Annotated in this window: 24 protein-coding genes and 1 tRNA gene; 10 read left to right on the plus strand and 15 right to left on the minus strand. The window is 57.9% G+C overall.

Going from position 1 to position 22,867, the window contains the following annotated elements; all coding sequences use genetic code 11:
• Positions 1 to 119: 119 nt before the first annotated feature.
• From ligD to OC373_RS01860, 3 genes are read right to left on the minus strand one after another with little or no spacing between them, the layout of a single operon-like run.
• Positions 120 to 2,693, minus strand: coding sequence for a DNA ligase D (gene ligD / locus OC373_RS01850; protein ID WP_261996923.1), 2,574 nt, complete (start codon positions 2,691 to 2,693; stop codon positions 120 to 122).
• Between the two features lie 12 nt (positions 2,694 to 2,705).
• On the minus strand, positions 2,706 to 2,882 hold the full coding sequence (locus OC373_RS01855; protein ID WP_261996924.1) for a DUF3606 domain-containing protein: 177 nt from the start codon (positions 2,880 to 2,882) through the stop codon (positions 2,706 to 2,708).
• 57 nt (positions 2,883 to 2,939) lie between these two features.
• Positions 2,940 to 3,284: a hypothetical protein gene (locus tag OC373_RS01860; RefSeq protein WP_261996925.1), complete on the minus strand. Its 345-nt coding sequence runs from the start codon at positions 3,282 to 3,284 to the stop codon at positions 2,940 to 2,942.
• A gap of 254 nt (positions 3,285 to 3,538) precedes the next feature.
• On the opposite strand from OC373_RS01860, the gene OC373_RS01865 reads away from it, so the two are divergent.
• Positions 3,539 to 4,051, plus strand: coding sequence for a hypothetical protein (locus OC373_RS01865; RefSeq protein WP_261996926.1), 513 nt, complete (start codon positions 3,539 to 3,541; stop codon positions 4,049 to 4,051).
• Positions 4,052 to 4,123: 72 nt separating this feature from the next.
• On the opposite strand, the gene OC373_RS01870 is transcribed toward OC373_RS01865, so the two are convergent.
• Entirely contained in the window at positions 4,124 to 4,633 is a 510-nt protein-coding gene (locus OC373_RS01870; protein WP_261996927.1) for a ferritin-like domain-containing protein, read from the minus strand.
• 101 nt (positions 4,634 to 4,734) lie between these two features.
• Positions 4,735 to 5,142, minus strand: coding sequence for a response regulator (locus OC373_RS01875; protein WP_261996928.1), 408 nt, complete (start codon positions 5,140 to 5,142; stop codon positions 4,735 to 4,737).
• 128 nt (positions 5,143 to 5,270) lie between these two features.
• Between OC373_RS01875 and OC373_RS01880 the strand changes: the two genes are divergently transcribed.
• A complete protein-coding gene (locus tag OC373_RS01880) occupies positions 5,271 to 6,413 on the plus strand; it encodes a PAS domain-containing sensor histidine kinase (protein ID WP_261996929.1) in 1,143 nt (380 codons plus the stop codon).
• On the plus strand, positions 6,403 to 6,771 hold the full coding sequence (locus OC373_RS01885; protein ID WP_261996930.1) for a response regulator: 369 nt from the start codon (positions 6,403 to 6,405) through the stop codon (positions 6,769 to 6,771). Before OC373_RS01880 ends, OC373_RS01885 begins: the two co-directional genes overlap by 11 nt.
• Positions 6,772 to 6,959: 188 nt before the next feature.
• Here the strand turns inward: OC373_RS01885 and OC373_RS01890 are convergent, their stop codons facing one another.
• Complete coding sequence (locus OC373_RS01890; protein ID WP_261996931.1) at positions 6,960 to 7,286, minus strand: hypothetical protein; 327 nt, start codon at positions 7,284 to 7,286, stop codon at positions 6,960 to 6,962.
• 262 nt (positions 7,287 to 7,548) lie between these two features.
• Between OC373_RS01890 and OC373_RS01895 the strand changes: the two genes are divergently transcribed.
• Positions 7,549 to 9,222, plus strand: coding sequence for a prolyl oligopeptidase family serine peptidase (locus OC373_RS01895; protein WP_261996932.1), 1,674 nt, complete (start codon positions 7,549 to 7,551; stop codon positions 9,220 to 9,222).
• A gap of 81 nt (positions 9,223 to 9,303) precedes the next feature.
• Here the strand turns inward: OC373_RS01895 and OC373_RS01900 are convergent, their stop codons facing one another.
• Entirely contained in the window at positions 9,304 to 9,882 is a 579-nt protein-coding gene (locus OC373_RS01900) for a hypothetical protein (RefSeq protein WP_261996933.1), read from the minus strand.
• Positions 9,883 to 10,358: 476 nt separating this feature from the next.
• Between OC373_RS01900 and umuD the strand changes: the two genes are divergently transcribed.
• The 4 genes from umuD to OC373_RS01920 all read left to right on the plus strand — a co-directional run bounded on the left by umuD (position 10,359) and on the right by OC373_RS01920 (position 13,814).
• Entirely contained in the window at positions 10,359 to 10,736 is a 378-nt protein-coding gene (umuD, locus tag OC373_RS01905) for a translesion error-prone DNA polymerase V autoproteolytic subunit (protein ID WP_261996934.1), read from the plus strand.
• Positions 10,736 to 11,620 carry a hypothetical protein gene (locus tag OC373_RS01910; protein ID WP_261996935.1) on the plus strand — a complete coding sequence of 295 codons (885 nt, stop codon included), beginning with the start codon at positions 10,736 to 10,738 and terminating at the stop codon, positions 11,618 to 11,620. The genes umuD and OC373_RS01910 overlap by 1 nt, the downstream gene beginning before the upstream one ends.
• Before the next feature lie 2 nt (positions 11,621 to 11,622).
• Entirely contained in the window at positions 11,623 to 12,885 is a 1,263-nt protein-coding gene (locus tag OC373_RS01915; RefSeq protein ID WP_261996936.1) for a Y-family DNA polymerase, read from the plus strand.
• A gap of 98 nt (positions 12,886 to 12,983) precedes the next feature.
• Positions 12,984 to 13,814, plus strand: coding sequence for a hypothetical protein (locus tag OC373_RS01920; protein ID WP_261996937.1), 831 nt, complete (start codon positions 12,984 to 12,986; stop codon positions 13,812 to 13,814).
• Between the two features lie 12 nt (positions 13,815 to 13,826).
• Here the strand turns inward: OC373_RS01920 and OC373_RS01925 are convergent, their stop codons facing one another.
• The 7 genes from OC373_RS01925 to OC373_RS01955 all read right to left on the minus strand — a co-directional run bounded on the left by OC373_RS01925 (position 13,827) and on the right by OC373_RS01955 (position 20,640).
• On the minus strand, positions 13,827 to 14,792 hold the full coding sequence (locus OC373_RS01925; RefSeq protein ID WP_261996938.1) for a hypothetical protein: 966 nt from the start codon (positions 14,790 to 14,792) through the stop codon (positions 13,827 to 13,829).
• Between the two features lie 77 nt (positions 14,793 to 14,869).
• Positions 14,870 to 16,036 (minus strand): hypothetical protein, encoded by a 1,167-nt coding sequence (locus tag OC373_RS01930; RefSeq protein ID WP_261996939.1) that lies wholly within the window; start codon positions 16,034 to 16,036, stop codon positions 14,870 to 14,872.
• Positions 16,037 to 16,645: 609 nt separating this feature from the next.
• Positions 16,646 to 17,320, minus strand: a complete 675-nt coding sequence (locus tag OC373_RS01935) for a hypothetical protein (protein WP_261996940.1) — start codon at positions 17,318 to 17,320, stop codon at positions 16,646 to 16,648.
• Positions 17,321 to 17,376: 56 nt separating this feature from the next.
• Positions 17,377 to 17,751 carry an H-NS histone family protein gene (locus tag OC373_RS01940; RefSeq protein WP_261996941.1) on the minus strand — a complete coding sequence of 125 codons (375 nt, stop codon included), beginning with the start codon at positions 17,749 to 17,751 and terminating at the stop codon, positions 17,377 to 17,379.
• 103 nt (positions 17,752 to 17,854) lie between these two features.
• Entirely contained in the window at positions 17,855 to 19,318 is a 1,464-nt protein-coding gene (locus OC373_RS01945; RefSeq protein ID WP_261996942.1) for a site-specific integrase, read from the minus strand.
• An 86-nt stretch (positions 19,319 to 19,404) separates the two neighbouring features.
• Positions 19,405 to 19,494 (minus strand) — tRNA-Ser (locus tag OC373_RS01950).
• Positions 19,495 to 19,647: 153 nt separating this feature from the next.
• On the minus strand, positions 19,648 to 20,640 hold the full coding sequence (locus tag OC373_RS01955; protein ID WP_019184298.1) for a LysR substrate-binding domain-containing protein: 993 nt from the start codon (positions 20,638 to 20,640) through the stop codon (positions 19,648 to 19,650).
• A 126-nt stretch (positions 20,641 to 20,766) separates the two neighbouring features.
• Here OC373_RS01955 and OC373_RS01960 point away from each other — a divergent pair, with 126 nt between their 5' ends.
• Entirely contained in the window at positions 20,767 to 21,348 is a 582-nt protein-coding gene (locus OC373_RS01960; protein WP_070425427.1) for an NAD(P)H-dependent oxidoreductase, read from the plus strand.
• Positions 21,349 to 21,449: 101 nt separating this feature from the next.
• On the opposite strand, the gene OC373_RS01965 is transcribed toward OC373_RS01960, so the two are convergent.
• Positions 21,450 to 22,043: a hypothetical protein gene (locus OC373_RS01965; RefSeq protein WP_172838027.1), complete on the minus strand. Its 594-nt coding sequence runs from the start codon at positions 22,041 to 22,043 to the stop codon at positions 21,450 to 21,452.
• Between the two features lie 380 nt (positions 22,044 to 22,423).
• On the opposite strand from OC373_RS01965, the gene OC373_RS01970 reads away from it, so the two are divergent.
• On the plus strand, positions 22,424 to 22,783 hold the full coding sequence (locus OC373_RS01970; protein WP_070470452.1) for an SH3 domain-containing protein: 360 nt from the start codon (positions 22,424 to 22,426) through the stop codon (positions 22,781 to 22,783).
• Positions 22,784 to 22,867 lie beyond the last annotated feature (84 nt).

The raw sequence follows: 22,867 nt of genomic DNA on the forward strand, positions 1-22,867 counted from the left end.
CTGCCACCCGGTTGAGCCCTTGGACGTCGCATTCTGTCGCGGTCACAAGGACTCCCTGACTCGGCGCTCCTCGCCGTCAGCCTGCATACGGCAAATGGGTTCCAAAGCAGGGGCCAAGATCAGTCGTCTTGTGCCCACCGGGCCAGGTTTTGCTGAATTGTGTTGATGTCCGCCCACGGATCTTTTCGGCGCCGCTTCAGCTTTTCGGGCACCTCCTTCATGGTGAAAGCATCCGCACGGGTCAGCTTGGAGAGCTCGCTCCAAGCGATGGGCATGGCCACGGGCGCGCCGGGCCGACCGCGCAGTGAATAGGAGGCCACAGCCGTTGCGCCGCGGCCGTTTCGCAGGTAGTCGACAAAGATGCGCTTGTTGCGAAGGCTCTTGGTCGAGGTCGCCAGGAAGCGGGTCGGCTCCGACTGAGACAAAGCCTCGGCGAACCCCTTGGCAAACCGCTTGGTCAGGTCCCAATCGCACCCGGGGTTCAAGGGCACCACCACGTGCAAGCCTTTCCCTCCCGACACCCGCAAGAACGACTCCAGTTCCAGTTGCTCAAGCAGCTTCCGGATGTCCACGGCGGCCTTTTTGACCTCGGAGAACGGAACATCCGGGCCCGGGTCCAAGTCAAAGACCACGCGATCAGCCCTGTCCGGGTTCTCTGCGTGGCTGCCCCAGGGGTGAAACTCCAGCGCGTTGAACTGCACCAGCTCCAGCAGGCTGGCCGCGTCGCGAACCACCAGGTAGTGCGCGTTGACGCCGCTGTCCTCTTTGAGGCGAACCGAGTCCACCAGCTCCAAGCCGGCCGTGTGGTGCTTTTGGAAGAAGCAGGGTTTGGCCGTCCCGCTGGGACAGCGAATGATCGACAACGGACGGTCGATGATCTCGGGCAGTAAATGATCCATCACGGCCGTGTAGTAATCCCACACGTCCTGTTTGGTCGCCTTGATGTCCGGAAAGATTACCTTGGTGGGACTGGACAGTTTGGGCGGCGTGCGCGCTTCACCTACCGACTTGGCCGAGCTCCCCGCTGAAGGTTTTTTGGTCGCCTTCCGGGACGGCTTTAACGGGACAGCATCCGTGGCCTTGTCCGCTGGAGGCGTCCTGTCTGAGTCGGCCAGGTCGGCCACGTCTTTGTCTCGCCGAACCGCTTTGAGCGAGGGTTGACGCAGCAGTTGTTGCCCACCAATGCCCCGGTAGAACACTTCCACGACAAAGCGCGGCTCAAACCAAGTCGCTGACCGCAGGTCGGTGTCCTTGGTGGGCACGTGGGCCGTGGGCGTCTTTCCACCCGCCCGGCCAATCAACTGGCTCAACTCCTTGATGAGCGTGTCGGAGAAGCCCGAGCCCACTCGCCCCACGTAAAGCCACCCGTGTTTGGGATCCGGCTTGGCCAACAACAGCGACCCAAAGCCGGCGCGGCTTCCCTTGGGGTCGGTGTAGCCCACCACCGCAAACTCATCGCTGGCCAACTGCTTGGTCTTCTTCCAGTCCTCGCTCCGGCCACCGTGATAGGCCCGATCAGTCCGCTTGGAGATAATCCCTTCGAAGTGGCGGTCGCCGGCGAGCTGGTAGGCCGATTCCCCGTCCCCCTCGATGTGCGAGCTGTAGGCCAAGTGCCCTGGACTCCCTTCCAAGAGCTCTTGCAGGAGTTCCTTGCGCTCCAGCAGGGGCGCATCGGCGATGTCGATTCCGTCGATGTGGAGCAAATCGAACAGCGCGTATGCCAACGTGCCTTGGCGCTCGCCGGACAACGTGGCCTGGAGCAGGTTGAAGTCCTCCTTGGTGCCACTGCCGGCGATGAGTTCGCCGTCCAATGCGCCTGATTTCAGCCCCAAGGTGGCCACAGCGTCCCGGATTTCGGGAATCTTCGACGTCCACTCCAGCGCATTGCGGGACCAAAGCCGCACTTGGCCTTCGGCGATCGTGGCCAGAATGCGGTAACCGTCCCACTTGATCTCATGAACCCACTGGTCTCCCTTGGGGGGCACGTCTCCCAGCTTGGCCAGCTGCGGCTCGAACGGGCCTTCGGGCGCTTTGGCTTTCTTGGCTTTGGTCAGCGCCAAGGCTTTCTTGGCCCAGTCCTTGCGCCGTCCTTTCTTGGGCAACGCCACGGCGGTGAGCTTCTTCTTCTCGGCCTTCCCCGCGCCCGCGCGCTTCAGATCTTCGGCGGGCGGTGCGGTCACATCGCCGAGCAAATCGTCCGCCTCCACGTCGCTTGCGAAGGCATCGTCGTCCTTGAAAAGCAGCCACTGGGGCTGCTTGGCGGGCTTTCCCGACCTCACCAGATGCCATCCACCCTTCAGTTTGGTGCCGAAAAGCTCAAACCGAAGATGCCCCTTGGCGAGCTGGGCTTCCGGGTCGCCCGTCGTCGCCCACACGCCGTGGTCGAACTGGGCGACGTGCCCGCCGCCGTATTGCCCTTTGGGGATGTCGCCTTCGAAGCCAGCATAGTCCACGGGATGGTCTTCCACCTCTACGGCCATCCGTTTGACCGTCGGATCGTAGCTGGGCCCTTTGGGAACGGCCCAGCTCTTCAGCGCGTCCCCGACCTGCAGCCTGAAGTCGTAGTGCCGGCGGCTGGCATGGTGTAGCTGGACGACGAAGATCGCCCGTTGCCCCTGCGGCAACGCCTTGCCAGGCTCCGGCTCCTTCGTTTTGTCAAAGCTCCGCTTGCGGCGGTATTCCGTAAGCGACATGCCCTTCTCCGGTCACTTGCCCAAGTGCTTTCGCACTGCGACCGCCGTGGGACCTACGGCCTTCACCGCCCCCCGCAGTTCCTCGGCGCTGACACCCAGCGCCTTGGTCCAATACTGGAGCTCGTAATCTTCATTGACGTTGATGCGGTCGCGGTCCGGGTTGCCAGTGTTCTTTTTGTCGTCGGTCATGGTGATCTCCTCCGTTGGTCCTAAATGGTTTTGGCCCAAGCAGCTGCCGGCTCCAGGTCACTGCATAGCGGGAGATGGGGTCGCGGCGAACGCTGTTGGCCGAACAGCGACAGGCCCGTAGGCCATCTCGCCTGCAGCAGCAATCACTTCCAATAGGTGAGCTGCGACGGGGCCTCGCGTTTTTCGCACGCCGATAAAGTGGACCCATGAACCATCCACTTCCACGCGTGTTCCGGCAAGCTCTGGGGACCGGCTCACCAGCCCTTGCAGGTTCTGAATCCACGTATCGCAGGGGGTCGCGTCCAGCTGGACCACGGTGGTGGCATCGCCCGCATAGAGATCCGCCATTTCCATTCGGGTCACTCGCGGTGTTGCAGCCAGAAACTGTGGATAAGCGCTCATACGATTCTCCTAAGAAGGTTGGAAACGAATATCCGCTTCAGAGAGAGCACGGCGTGTCACCAAGGCGTCAAGGAGACGTCAAACCGCCTGGCAGCTATGGTCACGTCGCCATTCATACAAGAATGCTCGCACGCGCGACGAAAACACACGCTGTCGTAAGCCGTAGTTCGCTAGTATTTTCGGTAGAGCTAAGCTTGCACCCATTACGTGGGAGTCACGGTGAGAAGTGATTGCAACCGATTCCGGGAGCTACAATGTTCAACTCAGCGATGGACGTGACGATTTGGCTTGGCCTTTATCTGCTTTGGCTTACTGCAGGGGCCATCGACTTTCGGCTTCACAGAGCCAGCAGCATCGAAACCACGTCGGGGCTAAAAGAATCCGCGCTGCACTTGGTGCAGATCGCGATCCTGGGGGCGGCAACGCTGCTATGGCTCTCCTTTCGAGCGTCTCAACCGCTTTTCTTGATCCTTCTGGCGCTGGTGTGCCTGCATGCCATCACAGGCTATTGGGACACACGCGTGGCCTATCCCACGCGAGCCATTCGCCCGTTGGAGCAGCACGTTCATAGCATCTTGGACTTGGCCCCTTGGATCGCAATCGGCGTCGTTTACTGGTCTATGCCTGATACGCACGTCGTAACTGCCCTGGCATTTGACTTGGCTCCCATCGCCTTGTGGTTGTTTGCCATCGTGCCGGCGCTGCTCCTTACGGTGCTTCCCGCCCTCACTGAGTTCCGACGCTGCATTGTCTACCACGCGCCCTGAGACGCATTGCAGGTCGAGGCCCCGTCGGAGCGTCGTAGCGCATCCGACAGGGCACTGATGACGATCCAGCCGTTACTTCCTGGCTTCGACGCCTGGGGTCGCGTCGCGCACCAGGAACTCCTCCGTCACTTCCGGCAAATGCGTTGCCAGCCAGTCCGCCATCGCTTCTTCTTGAACCAAGATTTCCTCGCACACGCGTGCCGTTTCCGGGTCACCTGCGGTCTTGGCTGCCGCGATCAACGCGGTATAGGAGGCAATTTCAAAGTGCTCGAACACGTAGCCGGCCATCGCCCCTTTCACGATTTCGTCCGATGCCGTCATCCCACCCAGTGCCTGGCCGAACGCGGCCATCTTCCCCATCATATCTTTGATGGTGGAAGGAGAACCGCCGAGGCGCTTGATACAGCCTTCAAGCAACTCTCGCTGTCCGATCGTTTCCTGGATGTGCTCCTCGATCCGAGCTTTCAGCACCGGATAGTGCTCAATGCGGGAAGCCTGCCCCTTCAACATGGTCTCTGCCTGCTGCTCCATTGCATGAGCGTCGCGAAGCCAGTCCAGCAGGTTCTCTTTGGGTTCCGCCATTGAAAATCTCCTCGTTGGGTAGGTGGAAGCTCACCCTATCCAGGAGGTCATCGATGCGAGGCGATGTCGGGGTGAAGGCGAGGCGAAGCCAGAAGCGGGGGTCAGGCGGAGAGCTTCTCTTGAAGCTCAGTGATCGCGCGATGGATGTCTTTGAGACGGAACGGCTTCTCCATCACCGGAGCGCGCTTGAACCGCTCAGGCAGGGCGGTCTTCCCAAACCCCGTCGTAAAGATAAACGGAATTCCACGCTCCACGAGAACGTCTGCAACAGGAAACGACTCTTGACCATGCAAATTGACGTCGAGCATAGCGACATCAAACGCGACGCTTTTCGCACGCTCTAGTGCCTCCGGTAGATACTCTGCCTTCTCTCCGACGGCGTAGCCCAAGCTCTTGATCGATTCCTCGAGCACATACATCAAGCTCGGCTCATCCTCGACCAAGAACACACTCACTCCTCCAAGTCCGTCTGCCATAAGGCCACCCTCTCGCGCTTTGCGTTTTTCCATGCAGCCCTAGTTTGAAGGCGGAGCCGTTTAGTTGTGTAAAGAGGGCATCAAAGTGCGCACGACGTACGGTTTTTACGATTTCTTTACAAACTCTCCCTTAGGGTGAAGCGATCTCGGGGAGGATAGACGTGACTGAGTTGCAGCACCCCAAAGATGTGTTCAATGACGAGTCCCGGCAGTTCGCCCTTCTGGTCAACTCCGTCACCGACTATGCAATCTATATGCTTGACACAGATGGCGTAATCCGGACCTGGAACCCTGGCGGACAGCGAATCAAGGGCTACACCGCCGAAGACGTCATTGGGACGAACTTCTCTCGCTTCTACTTGCCCGACGATGCCGCAGCCGGCGTGCCCGAGCGCAATCTCCGGACGGCAGCTACTGAGGGGCGATGCATCGAAGATGGGTGGCGGGTTCGCCAGGATGGTTCCCGCTTCTTGGCGAGCGTTGTGATCGACCCTATCTGGGTCGATGGCGTCTTGGTCGGATACGCCAAGGTGACTCGCGACATCACCGAGCGGCATGACGCTCAAGAGCGGTTGCAGCAGGTCCAACATAGCCTTCTTCAAGCGCAGAAGATGGAAGCGATTGGGAAGCTGACTCTTGGGTTGGCCCATGATTTCAATAACCTATTGACCATCATCGTCAACTGCCTTGATCTCATTAGCGTGCGTGTCAAAGACGGGCCCGCTGCCAAGCTGATTGAGACCGCTCTGCGCGCGGCGGAGCGTGGCGCGCTTCTCTCTAGGCAGTTGCTAACGTTCGGCCGAGGCCAAAAGCTATCTCCTGAGCGCTTGGATTTGACTGCCTCCCTTCGTCAATCCCAAGAAATCTTAGAGCGCTCTGCGGGAGAGGCTGTCAAGTTGGTCTTCGACCTCCATGAGGATCTTCCCTGCGTATTTGTCGACAAGGCACAACTAGAGGCGGCGGTGCTGAACTTGGTATGCAACAGCCGAGACGCGATGCCCAACGGCGGCACAATTACGATTTCGACAGGCGCAAGGGAAGCGCGTGATCCTGCCTCAGCCAATGGCGCCCTCGAGCAGCACGTCTGCTTAACCGTTGAGGATGATGGCGAGGGCATCCCAATCGCTCACCAGGCTCGCGTTTACGAGCCGTTCTTCACAACTAAGCCGGTAGGACGGGGTAGCGGACTGGGACTTAGCCAAGTTTTTGGATTCACCACGCAGTCTGGTGGTTTTCCCCAACTTAGCAGCGCCCCGGGCGAAGGCACCCGGATCGTGCTCTGCTTCCCCATCCATGAGCCTTGATATGCCGATCAACGTATTGTTCGTAGAAGACGAAGCCGACCTCCGCACGGTAGTTGTTGAGGCGTTATCAGATCAAGGGTTCGCGGTCACCTCTGCGTCTGATGGCGTCGAAGCAGTTGCTTACCTTCAAGGTAAAACGCAATACGCCGTGGTTGTGACCGATGTGAGCATGCCTGGCGGGATTTCGGGCCTGGATGTGGCTGCACAGGTTGCTGAAACACAGCCGGGTGCCCGGGTATTGGTGGTGTCTGGCCTACAACGGTCCCAGCTTCCCCCTATTCCCGCCTCTGTGCGATTTTTGCCCAAGCCCTATCGCTTCAAACAGCTCATCACGGCAATCCACGAGCAGCTGTCGTAGACCCTAACGGCGACCTTGCTCAGCTTGTTAGAGCTATGAATGTCCTTGCCAAACATGGCATGGCACGCCGATACACACGCATGGACGCATTCCAGGGATGCAACAATGAATCATTTATCGTTGGCCGACTGTCTCCACGCCTCGCTCACCGAATTTAGACGCCTTCTCCGCAGTGGAGGGTGCACATTTTATACACGCTCAGGACAGGCCTGAGTCTTTGCGGAGATAAAGAAATGGCTAACCAGAACAACCAGCAGCAGAACGATCAGAACCGCGAAAACCAGAACAATCAGCAGAACCAGCAGCAGAACGATCAGAATCGCCAAAACCAGGACAACCAGCAGAACCAGCAGCAGAACGATCAGAACCGCCAAAACCAGAACAACCAGCAGAACCAGCAGCAGAACGATCAGAACCGTCAGAACGAGCGCAACGAACGCTGATCCGTCTGCAACAGATGACGGGTGCCCCATCCGGGGCATCCGTCTCTCATACTCAACCCACGGTTCGAGCATGCTCCCATCGAGCGATGTTTACCGACACACTACTTTTTCCGCGATCAGTGGTTGCCACCACTCCAGCAGCCTCGCGTTTATCACCTCAACACCCTCTGCCAAGTCCGACGCCTACGAGAGCGTCCTATGGGTCATCGATATCACAGATGAACGCCCCACTCCGACTCGGCTTTCCTACGAAGGGTCTGTCAGCTCAGCGTGTCTCTCCCTTGATGGGAAGAAAATTGCCTTGTTGGGCCAGCGTGCAGATCAGCGGCGACCGATGGTCTACGTCATTCGCGTCGACGGCGGCGAAGCCCGACCGCTCCAACTCACGGACACGCTGCGAGTGGAGTCAATTGTGCAATGGTCTCCGGACGGCCGCCGATTGCTGGTGACGGTAAAGGCTCCTTGGGCCGAAGACGCTCGAGACGATGTAAGCCACTCGGCGCGCCCGGTCATCGCCCGACACCTTCCCTACAAGCTTGACGGTGTGGGGGCGACCGCTGGGTTCCGCACCCACTTATATGTGATCGATGTGGATGATAACGATCCCCCACGACCTCTGACGAGCGGGGACTTTGATGTAAGGGCCGGCGCGTGGTCTCCTGACGGTGACGCCCTGGCGTTCGCCTCCACTGATTCTGCCCGGCAGCGGCATCTGGTGAATGTGCATTTGATAGAGCGCGATGGCAGCCCCCGTCAAATAACTGATGACATGGCAGCAGTAACGGGGCTGGCATGGTCGCCTTCGGGTGAGTCGCTGGCCATCTCCGGGAGCCTGCACCCAGGCGACTCCGTCAACCAGCTCTTCTTCTGGCGCCTAGACGGCCAGCGGCAGGCCGTGGACGCGGCGCTGCAACTGGAAGGCAGTGACATTGCCTGGAGACCCAATTCTGAGCAAGTCGCCGTTCGGGCTCACCATTGTGGCTGCATCCAAATCGCCCGAGTGGACATTGGGACGGGCAGTTGGACTTTGGACGATCTGGGCGACACACACGTAGGCGCCTTGTCACCGTGCGGCCCAAGCCTCGTTTACTCGATCACATCGTTCGAGCAACTGGACGAACTCCATTGCACCGCCTGGGATAAGCAGAACCATGCCCAGCGGCTGACCGATTTCAACGAGGATCTCTCACGGTCATTAGATGTCCGTTGCACAAAGCGGCAGTTCCAAGTGCCAGATGGCGATGGCGGCAAAGAACTGATTGATGCTTGGCTGCTGGCCCCTCGCAGCGCTGCATCAGAACTGCCCCTTTTGGTGGACCTGCACGGCGGCCCTCATAGCGTTGCGCTGATGGATTTCGCTTCGCATGTGTATATGTATCTGCTTGTTTCGCGAGGCTGGGCCGTCGTGCTTCCAAACCCGGTAGGGTCGGTGGGCTATGGCGCGGAGTTCTATCAGCGGCTTCGTGGCCGTTGGGGGGTGCTAGACCTACCCCAGATCGAGGCGGTGGTCAGCGCGCTTCAAGAAGATGGCACGGCGAATGGTTTGGCCGTCTGCGCAGGCAAGTCTTATGGCGGATATCTCTCCGCTTGGTGCGTCGCCCAGAGCAAATGCTTCGATGCAGCGGTGGTCTCTGCCCCAGTCGCCGACATGGCTTCGCATGCGGGCACGTCAGACACCGGCTTCTACGTCACCCCATTCGCCATGCGAGCCGAGCCAAGTGAGGACCCGGGCCGATATGAGCGACTGTCCCCCGTCTCCTACTTTGATGATGTCTCGCGCCCGGTGTTGTTGCTTAATGGCGAGAATGATCAACGATGCCCTGTTGGGCAAGTGGAGCAACTGTTTGCCAGCCTAGTGCGCAGTGGCAAGGCTGACGCCACGATGGTCCTTTACCCTGGTGGCACGCATTCCTTGGCGGGCAGTGGGCGGCCCAGTCATAGACAGAACTACCACGAACGCATTGTGGATTTCGTCGAAGCTAGGCGCGCTAATTTTGGCACGACATAAGGCAAATCAGCTAGATGGGCGCGAGAAAGTTTTGCACGTAAGCTCACGGGGTTAGCCATAGCCCTCTCGAGAAACGCCTTTTTATGCTCCGAGTTCTGACAGAATTTTTCTCATGCAAGTCTCAGTCGCTTCGACATGATTGAACGCCATGAGCGGCGCGAGATCGAGCGAAAGCTCTTGGCTCTTGTCTGCAATTTGAAAAAGGATCCGCGTCACCGCGTCGAAGTCGGCATCAAGCTGCTCCCAGCTGATTTTAGCTTCATCAAAGAGCTCTCGATGCTGCTCGCGCTGGGTCGAATTATGAGAGAAGAGCTTGTTGCGAAAGACACGATATTTGTCGCAGATCTTCGCAGCTTCTGCTTCCAGCTCTGTCGGGACTTCTGTGCCATCTGCTCGGATCAAGCGAGCGAGCTCGGGGATCGAAGCACTTCCCTTGCTGTCTTCCAGCACCGCCACCAATCCCACGAACGTAGCGAGCTGGCATGACCAAAGGATGGGCAGCGTAACGTCCTCGAAACCGCTGAGCCGTTCGGTCAGTCGTCTGGGACTGTCTTCGCCCAATGCAAGATTGAGTGCTTTGCTAATCGCGTAGGACTGCCGTGTATCCACGAGTCTAGAAGTGATCAGGCGATAGACCACCACAGTCTTCGATTCTTCCATGTCCATACGTCCGCCCCTCTTCCTTAGGTCGCTGCACCTGGCTCATCTTCGCAGGCTATGCCGTGCTTGGTAAGCATGGCACTGACGCGTTGAGCGACCAACTCCTGGTGAGCGAGCTCCCGCGTTGTCTTCAATGACGTCTGCCAGGCCTGCGAAGACTGCCCAGAAGTCGCCAGAGCTGGAGTGGGCCTGGATCAGCAAGGGAAGGTCGGTTTCAAGCGCGTTGAGTTGAGCTTCCAGCGTATTCAGGTTCGCAGGCATCGGGCCGGTCCTTCTTCATCAATGACTTATGGAGTTTGTTAGTAATTTCACTAACTCAGTTCTAAGCTAGCGCCGTAGCAGCATGCTGAGGCCTGTCAGTCTCAGCCCGTGATTCAGCTTTCTCGGACTCTCCAACTATGCACCCCAACCCCCCTCAAAGCCTCCTGGGCGCTTTCAGCCCCACTGCACCTACCCATACGCTTCCCGTGCTCAGGATGCGCGTTAGCTGTGGCTTCCCAAGCCCTGCGGAGGACTTCTTCGGGGCTGAGGACACGCTATGTCTCAATCAGCACTGCATCAGCAATCCAGTGGCCACGTTCTTTGCCACCGCTGAGGGGGACAGCATGACCGGGCTGGGAATCGACGAAGGCGACACGTTGGTCGTTGACCGCAGCCTAGAGCCGAGGCACGGGGACATTGTCCTGGTGCTGTGGGAAGGGGGGTTCATGGTCAAGCGGCTTGCCATGAGCCGGAATCGTCTGGCGCTCCACTCGGGACACCCGGACTACCCTCCTATCCTGGTGCCCCCAGACATTGAACTGGATGTCTGGGGTGTGGTGACTTGGTCTTTTAAAAAGCAGCTGAGGCGATGATGCGCGAGCGTATTGAGCAGTGGAAGAGCATCTTCCAAACCGACGAGAACAGCATCTGCAAGCAGCTATCCGGAATGGCTTGGGACCTTGCCGTGTTCACCTGCCTAGTGGAAGCCATCGACCAAGCTCCAGATGGCCCTCAAGGCAAGCAGCTAAACGGAGTCATGGTCAGCATGCTTGCCAACGGTTTTTGGCACAGCGCGTTCCTGGGCGTCCGTAAACTGGCTGACAAACATCCCATTGGGGGTGCACGGGGCGTCTGCTCGATTGGAGGCCTCATCGCTGATGCGAAGGCGGCTCGTGAGCTCATCACTAGACGGGTTTTTGTAGAAGAGATTGCCGGCCTCAACTATGACTACGTAGCCACTCGTGCACGGTTCGAAGAGTTCGTTCGCGCTCATCCCGCTGGCACAATCGTCTCCGGGCGGAGGTTCGATGAAGAACTATCGATCCGTAGGCATCTCGAGTTCGACACGCTGAGCGGAACGACCGAGCAAAACAGAACGGCTGATGATGTGATTCGAGAAGACTTCTTTGTTGCGCTGGAACAGCGTATGGCAAGGCTCGAAGGTGTGGTTACACACACGCACATCGACGTGGCTCATGCGGCTACGGAAGCAAGTCGGGCAGGAAGGCAGTTGGAAAGCTGGCAGCTTACGGATGCAAAAAATGCATTCAGGGACCTTGCGCAAACGGCAGAGATCCTAGGTAGCGCCCTTTGCTATGACGGCATTGGCTCGGTCCTTCCAAGGCCCCAGTTCGATCAGTTTGAGCACATCGAGCAACCACTTTTCAGCGGCGACCCCGCAGTTCTTCACGCGAAGTGGGATGAGCTGTCGGCTGAGATCACGCGATGGCACGATGTGAGCGAGATCAGGCTGTGAGCATGATCGCTCTTCAAGACGGGAACAACTTCTACTGCTCTGTTGAAGCAAGTTTCGATCCGAGGCTTCGCGGAAAGCCTGTGTGCGTTGCAAGTAGCGGGGATGGCTGTGTCATTGCAAGAGATGCACTGAGCAAAAAGCTCGGTGTGCCGATGGGTGCGCCAATACACCAGATCCCACCAGACGTGCGCCGGCAGATCACTTTTCGGTCTGCAAATTTCGCGCTCTACGGTGACATCAGCACCAGGATTGCGTCGATCTTAAGAGACCTCTTTCCTGCCATCGAGCAATACAGCATCGATGAAAACTTCATTGACCTGGCAGGCATCCCCTCAAAGGATCACGAGCGTCTCGCAGCAGAAGCCCGTGCTCGGATTTTGAAGTGGACCGGCATTCCTTCATGCGTTGGCATTGGTCCGACGAAGACGCTCGCGAAGCTCAGCAACAAGAGGGCCAAGTCCATCATTGAAGGCGTCGTTACGACGATGCCTGACGACCCTGCCCTGCTCACTTACCCTGTCGAGGATGTTTGGGGTGTGGGAAGGAAGCTCACTGCAAGATTGGGAGCGGATGGCATCCTGACGGCTGGTGATCTCGCTGCCACTGACGTAGACACTCTGCGTTCTCGATATGGTGTTGTGCTGGCACGCACGCAGCGTGAATTGCAGGGCATCTCGTGTGCAGAACTCGAAGAACACGAGCCGCAACGCAAAGAAATTATGGTGTCTCGCACGTTTGGCAAAGACATCACGTCACAAACCGAGCTGGTGCAAGCCATTGCCACCTTTGCCCAACGGGCTTGCGAGAAGCTTCGTTCAAGGCAGCTGCAAGCAGCGGGTGTCTGGGTGTTCATCCAGACGAACCCTTTCAAGCAACATTTGCCGCAATACAATCCATCAAAGTCGTTCCGGTTGCTGATGCCCTCTGCGGACACGAGGGAAATTTTGATGGTCGCCCAGGGGCTGACCAAGGCCATGTTCCGTCAGGGTTACGGCTACAAGAAAGCAGGTGTCAGCTTGCTTGATCTGAGCCACACGGATGTCCAGCAGGGGGATCTGTTTGCAGGGATCGACCAGCGCAGCAAGGCCATTATGGAAGTGATGGACCGGACCAACCAGAAGTTCGGCCGGGGCTCCATGGGCTTTGCTTCCACGGCATGGAGACCCAAGGGCAAGACGCTTGAAAAGCCCGCTTGGTCAGTCAAGAGGGACATGCTCTCGCCGGCTTACACGACGGATTGGAAGCAGCTCATTCGCGTGAGATAAGATCAACCTGAGAACGGTCGATGTCTGCCTCGATCACAGATTCCCGATGACGGCAACGGGTCCGATAGGCCCCACCCCAATAGCATAAGGTGCTCACGATGGATGACATGGAACGCTTCCGTATTCGCAACCTAGTGCTGAATGACATTGACTCTCAGCTAAAAGGGGATGACAGCTTTCAAGTTGCCAGATACAAGATGTTCCTGGGCATCAAACATCACATGCCGAAGTTTAAGCATGCACGCTATCACCGTCCCTTTGAAAACGCTAAAAGCATCCCAGGGACAGCGATGGTGCTCGACAATGCCCTGTCGAGAGCAATGAGAGAGATTGCAAACCAGATCAACGGCTTTGGTCAGATGATACGCAAGCTTGAAGCATGGGATCTGGTGATCGAAGGACTGGAACACGAGCAAGTATTTTCGCTTGCGATTGAGCACATTGAGCCGCTTGCCAATCTCGCTATCTCGGCAACGCAGGCAATCCGAGGGCAAATGATCTACGCCACGGTCGAGTGTGGCGCACTCATCAACGCTCTCATTGATGAGCCCCTGGGCTGGGACGGCAGCACCCATGTGACCATGAAGGTTGCAAAGTCCGTGGCTGAGAATTGGAAAGCGTGGCCGGAATTAGCAGAGAAGCTGACCCTCCTTGAGGCCCAGGAACTCAACGAGGCAAGCGGACACTTCCGGAACAGCTTTCAGCACGGCGCGCCTCGCCAGCTCGTCATTGGGCTGACGGAGCACACTGAGTGGACCAAGCATGCTGATGGTTCCTTTTCATGGGGAATTGGGACTCAGGATCCCATCAAACTCAAGGAGATCATTCCCCACTTGAAGAAGGCTCACGACGACCTTCTCACGGCACACGAAGCGCTAGTAGAGCTTTCTAAGGAATGGGAGTCTTCTGTGATGAATCCAGTTCCATAGATGCTCCATTGATCACCGCTCGCCCGACTTAGCGGCAAGAAAATGGTCAATGATCTCGGATGCCACGATGGGAATACCGCTTGCCAGGTTGAAGTGGCGATAGCTTGAAAGCGTAGGTTCGCGAGATGAACCGTCATCAAAAGATGCGGTGACCACCTCTGTCCCAGGCCTAATGCGCTCCTCAACAAATTTCCACTGGCTCGTAAGCTTGGAAGGATCAAAATATAGAAGCACGGCCATCGATGCCGGAAACAACGAAGAAATCGTGTTGTTGGATCGGAAAGCGGCCTGATTTCTAACCTTGACCAAGCGCCCGTGCCCAACCATCGTCACCTCATCAATAAATCGAGAGCATTCTCCTTCGCCGATTTCGTTGCAGATGATGTCGAGCATCCCATCTACCCACTCACGAGCACCGATGGCCTGGGCCGTGAGTTCATCCTTCAAGTAACAAGCTTCAACCAAGCGCTTCCCTGTGGGCGACAGACTGTCTTTAGCCCACAGGCCCAACTGCTCGATTTGCAGCTTGTCATGCTCAACAAGTGATGCAAGGAAGTCCTTTGGCACCATCCTTCCGCTACCAGAATCCGGATGGAGATTGAAGAGCGTGGACACATGTGCGCTTCTGAGCTGCTCGACTTGGTGAAAGCTCAACTCGCGTAGGACTTTGATGAAATGCCGCCGCTCTGACAACACTATTCGCCCAAGCGCAATAGTTCGTGCAAGACGACCATAAAGAACAGATTTTTCTGCTTCCATGTCCTGTTCGAGGGATCGCATGATTGCTACCAAATCCTCAGCAGTCATGGCTTCCGCATTCTCAGGAAAAACATCTCCTACGCGTGCCGCATCGATGAACTCTTGGTATCGCTTCTCGCGCCTTTGATCCATCCATTCTGCAAGGACGCGGGGTCCTTTAACGATCAGGGCGAACGGGTCTCTCGCCGTCTCCAATGCTTCGCCAAGCCAGTCTGCCACAGCCCACCCCCACCAGTTGTAAGTTCAAAAGAACTGAAAAAACTTCCCAGAAGATTAAGGATAGCCTCTAAAGTGGACTAGGAGTGGAAGTTGATCACAGGGAGGTCTTGAAGATTCTTGATGCTTTCAACCATTTCTTCTGAAAACTGAAAGAACTTGTCAGCGTCATGGACTCGATAGCAGAGCTCAAAGAACATGCCATAAGAGATCACGTAGCAAGGGATGCTGCGCTCCACCATCAGCACATTGAGGATCTTCGCGTATTCTTCGCTCTCTCGCTCAAAGACTTCTTTGATGATCGTGATCGCAAAGAGCTGCTTCTGACTGATATCGATTGACTTCTCTTCGCCGTTGAGGATGTATCGAAGCGTTCCGTTCCCTGCTTTGATGTAACTTTGTGCACCCCGAACCTGTGCCACAGCTTTCTTGAAAGCGGTCATCGCATTGGTTTGCTTCCGACTGAGCTTCTGCTTTGCGATGCGCTCAACGTTCGGACTGTCTTTGGCTTGGATGATGAGCACTCGATCATCTGTCACCACCAAGACGTCACAAATCTCTTCCTTATCAGTTGTTCGTAGTGGTCCGTGGTTGATCAGGCTTTGGGGAAAGCACATCGCCAAGCACTTGATGATGTCTTCTTCCTGAAAGTTCCCAGGCTCTTCCCGCTCCAACATCGAGATGCTGTATCCCTTAGCCCCATGGTGTTGATGGAGCGGATACCGAGCATCTTGTATCGCGAGGCTCTCCCCAAACGAGTTGTGGACCAGCTTGACTGTCAGCGCCTCTTCATCGTCCTGGGGGGTTCGAAGGCCGAACCAGTCGCCGACTCCATGCAGCATGTTCTGAGCCTCGACGAAGTCCGACCCAAGCAGCTTCAACCCATCCAGGTGCTTCTTGGCGACGTCTGGGACATCAATCTCGGCTTCGTAGACCAAGAACTCTCGTCCATGCTCATCGAAGAAATGGACGTTGACGGAAGGACTCGTCAACGCCGCCAACAGCTGGCGACTCTCGACGTCATCGACCAGAGGTGTGCGAATGATAAATGGTTCGTCTTCGTCGTCGAAGAACGCGAAGACCAAAGCTAGCGTCTCTCGTCCGCCAAGGTCCGCAGGGCACACATACACCTTGAAAAAGCCACTAAGCTTCGCGGCTAGAAGGACTTCCTTCGTCGCTTTGACGATCAAGAAGGGACTACCGCCATCAGGATCAGGAGCTGCCATCATGCCAATGGGGAAGCTCAAGACCTGGTGGTAAATCTCGGGGTGGAGGACGGTTAGCATCAGGCGAGGATAACGCCTTACCCTCTGCTTGTGTAACAGCGGGGTCTAGCGACCGAGCAGCTGTGAGAGAGTGTCTATCACCACTGACCAGAAGCCCTTTGTTGCAGCAGGCCATGGCAGGGTCTTCGCGAGCTTTAAGCTGTTAGGCGTCTGCTGACGTCTGCAATCCACGACTATGCCAGGTGGCTTGGCAAAGATTTGATGCCCTTGTGAGGCTGCGACATAGCGCCAGGCTCTCTCGTGATCCTCAGCTTCAAGCTGTGTGCCCTGAATCGTCGATAGGTGCTGGAACTCGAAAGCGCGAGGCCAACCACCAGCGATTGACTCGTGCTCCTTGCGCCTGCGTTCCATATCAACCGTCTGGCCGATGTAGACTGCCCCACTTTTAAACTTGAGAGCGTATAGATGCCGCTCTCTTGCATGGTATTTCTGATCTCGCTTATACCGCACTGGATCTCCCGGCTTGCTGAGTTAGAACCAGCAAAACAGAGAATCCAGAATTGGCAATAATTTATTTATTTATAATTCCGTCACACCTAGTGTCAACCAGAAGAACTTGGGTAGGTGCAACTAGCTTCTCGGCGTTGAAGCATCAAGCTCAGCCCGATCAGCAATCGCTTTGCTTTGCGCCTGCTCTCGATCCAGCCATAGAAGCTTCTCCCGGTGCTTGGTTTCAAGATGTTTCCGGTAGGCCTCTATGTAAGCAGCCTTTTCTTCATGCATCGCCCAGGGCTTCTCAATTGCCTTTTCAGGCGTAAGGGCGACGATACGACATCCAGTCCGTAAGGTATCTGACAAGAGCTCGTCTGAGACAGAGGTGATCAGGCTATTGCAAAGAACAACCGGCCTGCCGGTAATCTTGTCTTTGAAGACGATAAAGAGGTTTGGGCTGGGACGAAGATCGAGTCCAGCGCTGCCTTCGATTTCCTCTTCTACCCCGCTCTTTTTCTTTAAGACCGTTGCCCACCATCGCAATATCTGATCTTTGCGAGCTGTGTGGCTTTTGGACAGGAAGAAAGGATCATCATATTTCTTTCGGGCTTCTCGCAAAGCACTACTGGTGATTCCAAGGAAGAACGACGTCATTGATAGCGTGAATAGAGCATCACCACTCATCTCATGAAGCTTCTTGCGCACTGATGCATAGTCCTGGCTTTCTAATAACTCATCGCGCTTATCCTGATCTGCAAAGATCGACTCCAAGGCGTTCTTGAAGCCTTCTTCCTCAGCCTTCTCGTTTGTCATTCTCGGCATATAAAAAAGCCGACATTGCTGCCGGCTTTCCTAGGTTCAATGAGACATCAGGACTTGTGCGGGTATGCCGGATATTCGTGATCCGGGTTGGCTTTCTTCCACTCCTGGAAGGCAATCGGGGTGCGGCCACGACCGCTCCATTTTTCACCGGTCGGCAGCTCATACTTCGGCTGCACACTGCCCTTTTCCTGAGACTGCTTACCGCCCTTCTTCGCTCCGCGAACCTTGTCAGACGGGAAGAACGACTTCAATTCAGCCTTTTGTTCGGCAGTGAAGTGCTGGAAGAACTCAGACATCTTGCCGTGGATGTCTTCAAAGTGCTTCGTTGCCTCGGCAGCGAGCAACTTCTCCTTGTCCTGCTCAAGCTTTTGCAGAGCCTCACGAAGTTCTTTCTCTTTCTTCTGAATTTCTGCGTAAGTCATTGCCATTCGTTTGCACTCTTAGGTTGATCAAAGGAATTCGGGATGCATCCGGATCATATCGAACCAGCATAAAGCTGGCAACGTTCTGAACTGATCTTATAGCTCAATCCATTGAGTTTGGACCAAGCCTCAACTTGTAATTCAGCGCCGCAAGGCCGGGCGAGTGCTTACCCATACCATTGAGCTTTTCGGCGGCAGTGAAGTCCCTACTGTAGGTCGCATGGTGCTCATCATCGAGCTCGTGACCCACAATTTGAGCGCGAAGTTCAGAAGACACACCAAGTCCTTGCAACTCTTGAATGAAGGTTTTTCTCAACGAATGGAAGCCACGCTTAGCCTTCGGCCAGTCTTTGCCAATGACAGACAAGTGCCGGCTGAATGCCTTGGTGATCCAATTTCCTTGCCCGTTGAGAGCAGTGCCTTTGGCTTGGGGGAACAGGCGCTTATGTCCTGCCGCTCGTCGGTGCTCAACCCAAACAAGAAGGCCTAGTTCAATCAAAGCTGGATGCAGAGGCACAGTGCGAAGACTGACCTCGGTCTTCACCTTCTGATTTTCACCCTCATCCGAAATTCGGATACAAGCCAATTTCCCTTCATTGAAGACGTCTGTCACCAGCAACTGGCCCACCTCAGAAGCACGAGCACCAGTGTAAAGCCCGATCAGCGAGGCCCATTTGGCGTTTTGTGAGAGCTTTTCAAAGTTGCTGGGTGAGAAGATCGTCTGGATCTGCTCATGGTCATATGCTTTAAAACCAAGCTTCCTGCGCGCCCGCTTCTCGCGGAGCGAATAGCTAACATGCCCTGTGGCAGGGTTATCGCCATTCGGGTAGAAGCCTGACGCAATTGACCAATCGAAGAAGCCGCCCTTTCCGCCTACATAGCTTTGCTTGTTCGTGAGCGTGGGCGTGGATGCACCGTTGTCGCGAAGGTGCTGATACCAGCGCGCCAGGTCAGGTCGGGACACAGTGTGGAGCTTGGACTTCGGCCCGAGGAATGAAACCAACGATTCCACCGCTGCAAGCTTGATCGTGTAGGTCTTGGGTAGCGTGCGCGGTTTGATGCTTGCAAGCCACGCATCGCGAGCCTTCTCGAGGCTAATGGTTTCGGTGACTTGGGGTCGAGAAGCGTGTGTCCGCCGAACGGGAGTGGGATCAAGGACGCCGATTGCTGCGACTTCCGCAGCATTCGCCTGGGCTTGCGCCTGACGGAAGAGCTTTACGTCTTCCTCGCTATCCATCTGCCACCGCTCTGTGATCGTGCCATCAGCGGCTTGAGTCCGATGCAGAGTGAGATCATTTCGACCTGCACCTTTGCTCAGCCGCTCAACAAGATCTTCCAGATCCTTTTTACCGAACTTCTCCACACTTCTTTCTCGCAGCAAGTCATAGGCCTGAGCATAGCTTGACGCGAGAACGGTTGCGCGCATACGAGCGCAGCTAGTGTCGGCAGTGTTTAGAGCGCGTTTGATGAGCCTGAGACCTACAACTGCATGTAGATCACCCGGAACACGCTGACGGAAAGAGTAGTGGCCAGAGGCAGCTCGAACGAGATTGTGAGGGATGCGCATGCGGGAGATGTGTCCCGACTTGTGTCCCATTTAACAATCAATCAAATCATGCAAATAATCATATAAATCAATTACTTGCGATGATCTGGCGGAGAGAGTGGGATTCGAACCCACGGAAGGAATGACCCTTCGCCGGTTTTCAAGACCGGTGCCTTAAACCGCTCGGCCATCTCTCCGTATCGGCAGCGCTTCCGCGCCCCGCGTGCCCCGGTCATTGCAACCCGGGCAACCGGTTCGGGATCGCCCCGTCCGGCATGGCTCCCCGGCTTGGGCCGGGGGTCGCATTCTCGCATTTCAGGTGGGATTTGCCCACCCGCCGGCTGTCGGGCTCAGCCCGCATCCACCGCCAAGGCACCCAGCGCACTCGCCTTGATCTTCTCCTTGGCCCGCTCGCACGCGCCACCGCAATCCAGGCGCGAGGCCTCCAGCTGCGGCGGCAGGTGTTCGGCCAGGAAGTCGATGAACACGCGCACCGCCGGCAGCAGGCCGCGACGGGAGGCGAAGACGGCATGGCAGATACCCTGCGGCAGCGACCAGTCCGGCAGTACCACTTCCAGTTCGCCGTTGCGCACGGCGTCGGCGCAGACGGTTTCCGGCAGCATGGTGATGCCAAAACCGTCCTTGACCATGCTCTGCAGCAGCGGGAAATCGAAACCCGCCACGCGCGGCTGCAGGTCCACGCGGCGGACCGCGCCTTCCGGGCCGTGCAGTTCCCAGCGCTGACGGGCTTCGTCTTCGCTGATGCTCAGGGTGACGTGGTTGGTCAGTTCGTCCGGGTCTTTCGGGCGGCCGGCGCGATCCAGGTACTTGGGGCTGGCCACCAGCAGTTCCTGCACCTGGCCAAAGCTGCGCATCACCAGGCTGCCATCGTCATCCAGGCGCGAGCGCACGCGCAGGGCGACGTCGTAGCCTTCGTTGATGATGTCCACGCGGCGGTTGCTGATGTTCAGCTGCAGCCGCACCTTGGGGTACTGCGCCAGGAAGATCGGCAGCAGCTTGGGCAGCTGCATCTGCGCGAGCGAGACCGGCACGCTGGCGCGCACCAGACCGCGCGGCTCGGCGCTGAGGCGATCCACCACCTCACGCGCGGCTTGAGCCTCGGCGAGCATGGTCTGCGCGTGGCGATGCACGCTGGTGCCGACGTCGGTCACCGCGAAGCGGCGCGTGGAGCGCTGCAGCAGGCGGACGCCCAGGTCGGTTTCCAGCTGGCTGATACGGCGGCTCAGGCGGGATTTGGGGATGCCCAGCGCGCGTTCTGCTGCGGCGAAGCCACCATGATCCACCACCATGGCGAAGTAGTAGAGGTCGTTGAGGTCTTGCATACCGAAGTTCCAGATATAGAACAATACGTGGTATTCAACCACCTTTATTCCAAACAGGCAACAACCTAACCTGATCTCCGTCGGCGGCGCCTTGCCCCGCCCCTCCCCAGATAACAGGTGATTGCCATGAAGCTTCTTCACATCGACGCCAGCGTGCTTGGCGACAACTCGGTTTCCCGCCAGCTCTCCGCCGCCGTGGTCCAGCAGTGGCGCGACCAGGTGCCGGGTCTGGAAGTGAGCTACCGCGACCTCGATGCCCAGCCGGTCCCGCACCTGCGCAGCTCGTCCCTGGCCCAGTCCGATCCGGCCGAAGTGGCTGACGCCGAGCAGGTGCTGGCGCAGTTCCTGGCCGCCGACGTGGTGGTCATCGGCTCCCCAATGTACAACTTCAGCGTCGCCTCCACCCTCAAGGCGTGGATCGACCGCCTGGCCGTGGCTGGGCGCACCTTCAAGTACACCGAGAATGGCCCGGTGGGCCTGGCCGGCGGCAAGCGCGTGATCGTGGCCAGCAGCCGCGGCGGCCTGCACACCGGCGCCCCGACCGACTTCCAGGACCCCTATCTGCGCCAGGTCTTCGCCTTCTTCGGCATCGACAACGTTGAGTTCGTGCGGGCCGAGGGCATCGCCTACTCGCCGCAGCACCGCACCGATGCGATTGCCCAGGCCCTGGCCGCGCTGCCGCAGCCGGAAGAACTCGCCGCAGCCTGAGCCGCGCAGGACCCACACCGTTCCCTCCCCCTCGTCGTGACGGTGTGGGTGTGGCAGAGATGGCCCCTCCCGGGGCCATCTTTTTTGGACGCGGTTCGGCCTTACTGCAGTTCGCAGTCGCGTGTCATCGGTGATCCCAGGATCATGCCGTTGCCCGTGCAGGCCGCGAGCACAGTGTCGCCTTTGCCGAGCGCGCCGGCCTCTTCCCTGGAGAGGCCGGAGATCATCACCTGGTCGACGCTTCCGGCCTTCAGCTGCACCTGCGGCTTATCCATCAGATCCGTCTGGATGCTGGCAACTTCGCCGGTGATCAGCAGCCGCTTGCCTTTGTAGAGGACGTCGGCGGCGACCTCATTGGCCTCGTAGTCCCGATGGAGCTGGCGCGCCGTGATTTCGACAGGCACGACAGGCGCGATGGTGATGTCCTGCTGGCGGCCCTTGTCCGCGTTGGCCTGGGCATCGAGGGCCGGCTGACCGATCGCGCTGACGGTGCCGGCGAACACCACGACGCCCACGAGGTAGACCAGTGGGGAGGCGACGAGGGACAGCAGGAGCTGGGCGATGCCTTTGCCGGCGCCGCCCTTGGCCATCGCCACGACCGCCAGGATGAAGGCCACCAGATTGAGCGGCCAGCCGAGGATGAGCCCGAGCCCCGGAAACGGGATCAGGAAGCACAGCCAGGCGATGCCCAGCATCAGCCATGCGGCGATGCCGGCGGGATTGGAGGATGGGAGGGGTGCAGCCGCTGTAGTCACCGTGCGTCCTGTGGAAGTAGATGTCGGTGCCCAGCCTGTCCGCTGTGTGCTGCAGGAAATGGGCATCGATCACACCACCACGTGCGGGCCGTATGGGTCGCCCACCGGATGCTCATCCGCGAAGCCCCGTGCCTGCCGTCTCTGCGGCCTTCCACGCCGAGTGCCGCCCACTCGGCTACCAACCTCTCCTACATTTCATCGCGGCGTTTTCTGACCTGCCTCTCTTCCTCACTGGAAGCCGCATCGCTGACGCAATCAACGCTGCAGCGGCGCGGCAATGGCCGCTAAGCTGAAGGCTCTTTACACATGGCTGATTCCGCATGGATTACCGCGTCATCCAGACCCACCGCAGCGAGTTCCCCCACCCGATCACCCTGCAGCCCGGCGATCCGCTGCAGGTCGGCGAGCGCTACCAGGGGCCCGAAGGCTGGGACAACTGGTATCTGTGCCAGACGCCGGGCCAGGCCGCCGGCTGGGTACCGGCGCAGGTGATCGGCCGCAACGCGCAGGGCGATGCGATGGCGGCCGAGGCTTACTGCGCGCGCGAACTGGACGTGGATGTGGGTCAGCACGTGCGCGGTGAGCGCGAGCTCAACAGCTGGGTGTGGTGCGAGCTGGTTGGCGGCACCACGTCCGGCTGGGTGCCGTTGGGCGTGTTGGCGCCGATGACGGACGGGTAGAGCCACCCCATGGGTGGCTGCAGGTGATGCATGACCGGTACGGAAGCCACCCATGGGGTGGCTCTACCGAAACACCAACAAAAA

The sequence above is a fragment of the Stenotrophomonas sp. Ste96 genome, from assembly GCF_024519495.1.
In the GTDB taxonomy this organism is placed as follows: Bacteria; Pseudomonadota; Gammaproteobacteria; order Xanthomonadales; family Xanthomonadaceae; genus Stenotrophomonas; species Stenotrophomonas bentonitica_A.

Coding starts and splice junctions, on each gene's coding strand:
- ligD (WP_261996923.1), bottom strand. CDS start 2,693: ATGTCGCTTACGGAATACCGCCGCAAGCGGAGCTTTGACAAAACGAAG.
- OC373_RS01855 (WP_261996924.1), bottom strand. CDS start 2,882: ATGACCGACGACAAAAAGAACACTGGCAACCCGGACCGCGACCGCATC.
- OC373_RS01860 (WP_261996925.1), bottom strand. CDS start 3,284: ATGAGCGCTTATCCACAGTTTCTGGCTGCAACACCGCGAGTGACCCGA.
- OC373_RS01865 (WP_261996926.1), top strand. CDS start 3,539: ATGTTCAACTCAGCGATGGACGTGACGATTTGGCTTGGCCTTTATCTG.
- OC373_RS01870 (WP_261996927.1), bottom strand. CDS start 4,633: ATGGCGGAACCCAAAGAGAACCTGCTGGACTGGCTTCGCGACGCTCAT.
- OC373_RS01875 (WP_261996928.1), bottom strand. CDS start 5,142: ATGGAAAAACGCAAAGCGCGAGAGGGTGGCCTTATGGCAGACGGACTT.
- OC373_RS01885 (WP_261996930.1), top strand. CDS start 6,403: ATGAGCCTTGATATGCCGATCAACGTATTGTTCGTAGAAGACGAAGCC.
- OC373_RS01890 (WP_261996931.1), bottom strand. CDS start 7,286: ATGCTCGAACCGTGGGTTGAGTATGAGAGACGGATGCCCCGGATGGGG.
- OC373_RS01895 (WP_261996932.1), top strand. CDS start 7,549: ATGGTCTACGTCATTCGCGTCGACGGCGGCGAAGCCCGACCGCTCCAA.
- OC373_RS01900 (WP_261996933.1), bottom strand. CDS start 9,882: ATGGAAGAATCGAAGACTGTGGTGGTCTATCGCCTGATCACTTCTAGA.
- umuD (WP_261996934.1), top strand. CDS start 10,359: ATGCGCGTTAGCTGTGGCTTCCCAAGCCCTGCGGAGGACTTCTTCGGG.
- OC373_RS01910 (WP_261996935.1), top strand. CDS start 10,736: ATGCGCGAGCGTATTGAGCAGTGGAAGAGCATCTTCCAAACCGACGAG.
- OC373_RS01915 (WP_261996936.1), top strand. CDS start 11,623: ATGATCGCTCTTCAAGACGGGAACAACTTCTACTGCTCTGTTGAAGCA.
- OC373_RS01920 (WP_261996937.1), top strand. CDS start 12,984: ATGGATGACATGGAACGCTTCCGTATTCGCAACCTAGTGCTGAATGAC.
- OC373_RS01935 (WP_261996940.1), bottom strand. CDS start 17,320: ATGACAAACGAGAAGGCTGAGGAAGAAGGCTTCAAGAACGCCTTGGAG.
- OC373_RS01940 (WP_261996941.1), bottom strand. CDS start 17,751: ATGACTTACGCAGAAATTCAGAAGAAAGAGAAAGAACTTCGTGAGGCT.
- OC373_RS01945 (WP_261996942.1), bottom strand. CDS start 19,318: ATGCGCATCCCTCACAATCTCGTTCGAGCTGCCTCTGGCCACTACTCT.
- OC373_RS01955 (WP_019184298.1), bottom strand. CDS start 20,640: ATGCAAGACCTCAACGACCTCTACTACTTCGCCATGGTGGTGGATCAT.
- OC373_RS01960 (WP_070425427.1), top strand. CDS start 20,767: ATGAAGCTTCTTCACATCGACGCCAGCGTGCTTGGCGACAACTCGGTT.
- OC373_RS01965 (WP_172838027.1), bottom strand. CDS start 22,043: ATGCTGGGCATCGCCTGGCTGTGCTTCCTGATCCCGTTTCCGGGGCTC.
- OC373_RS01970 (WP_070470452.1), top strand. CDS start 22,424: ATGGATTACCGCGTCATCCAGACCCACCGCAGCGAGTTCCCCCACCCG.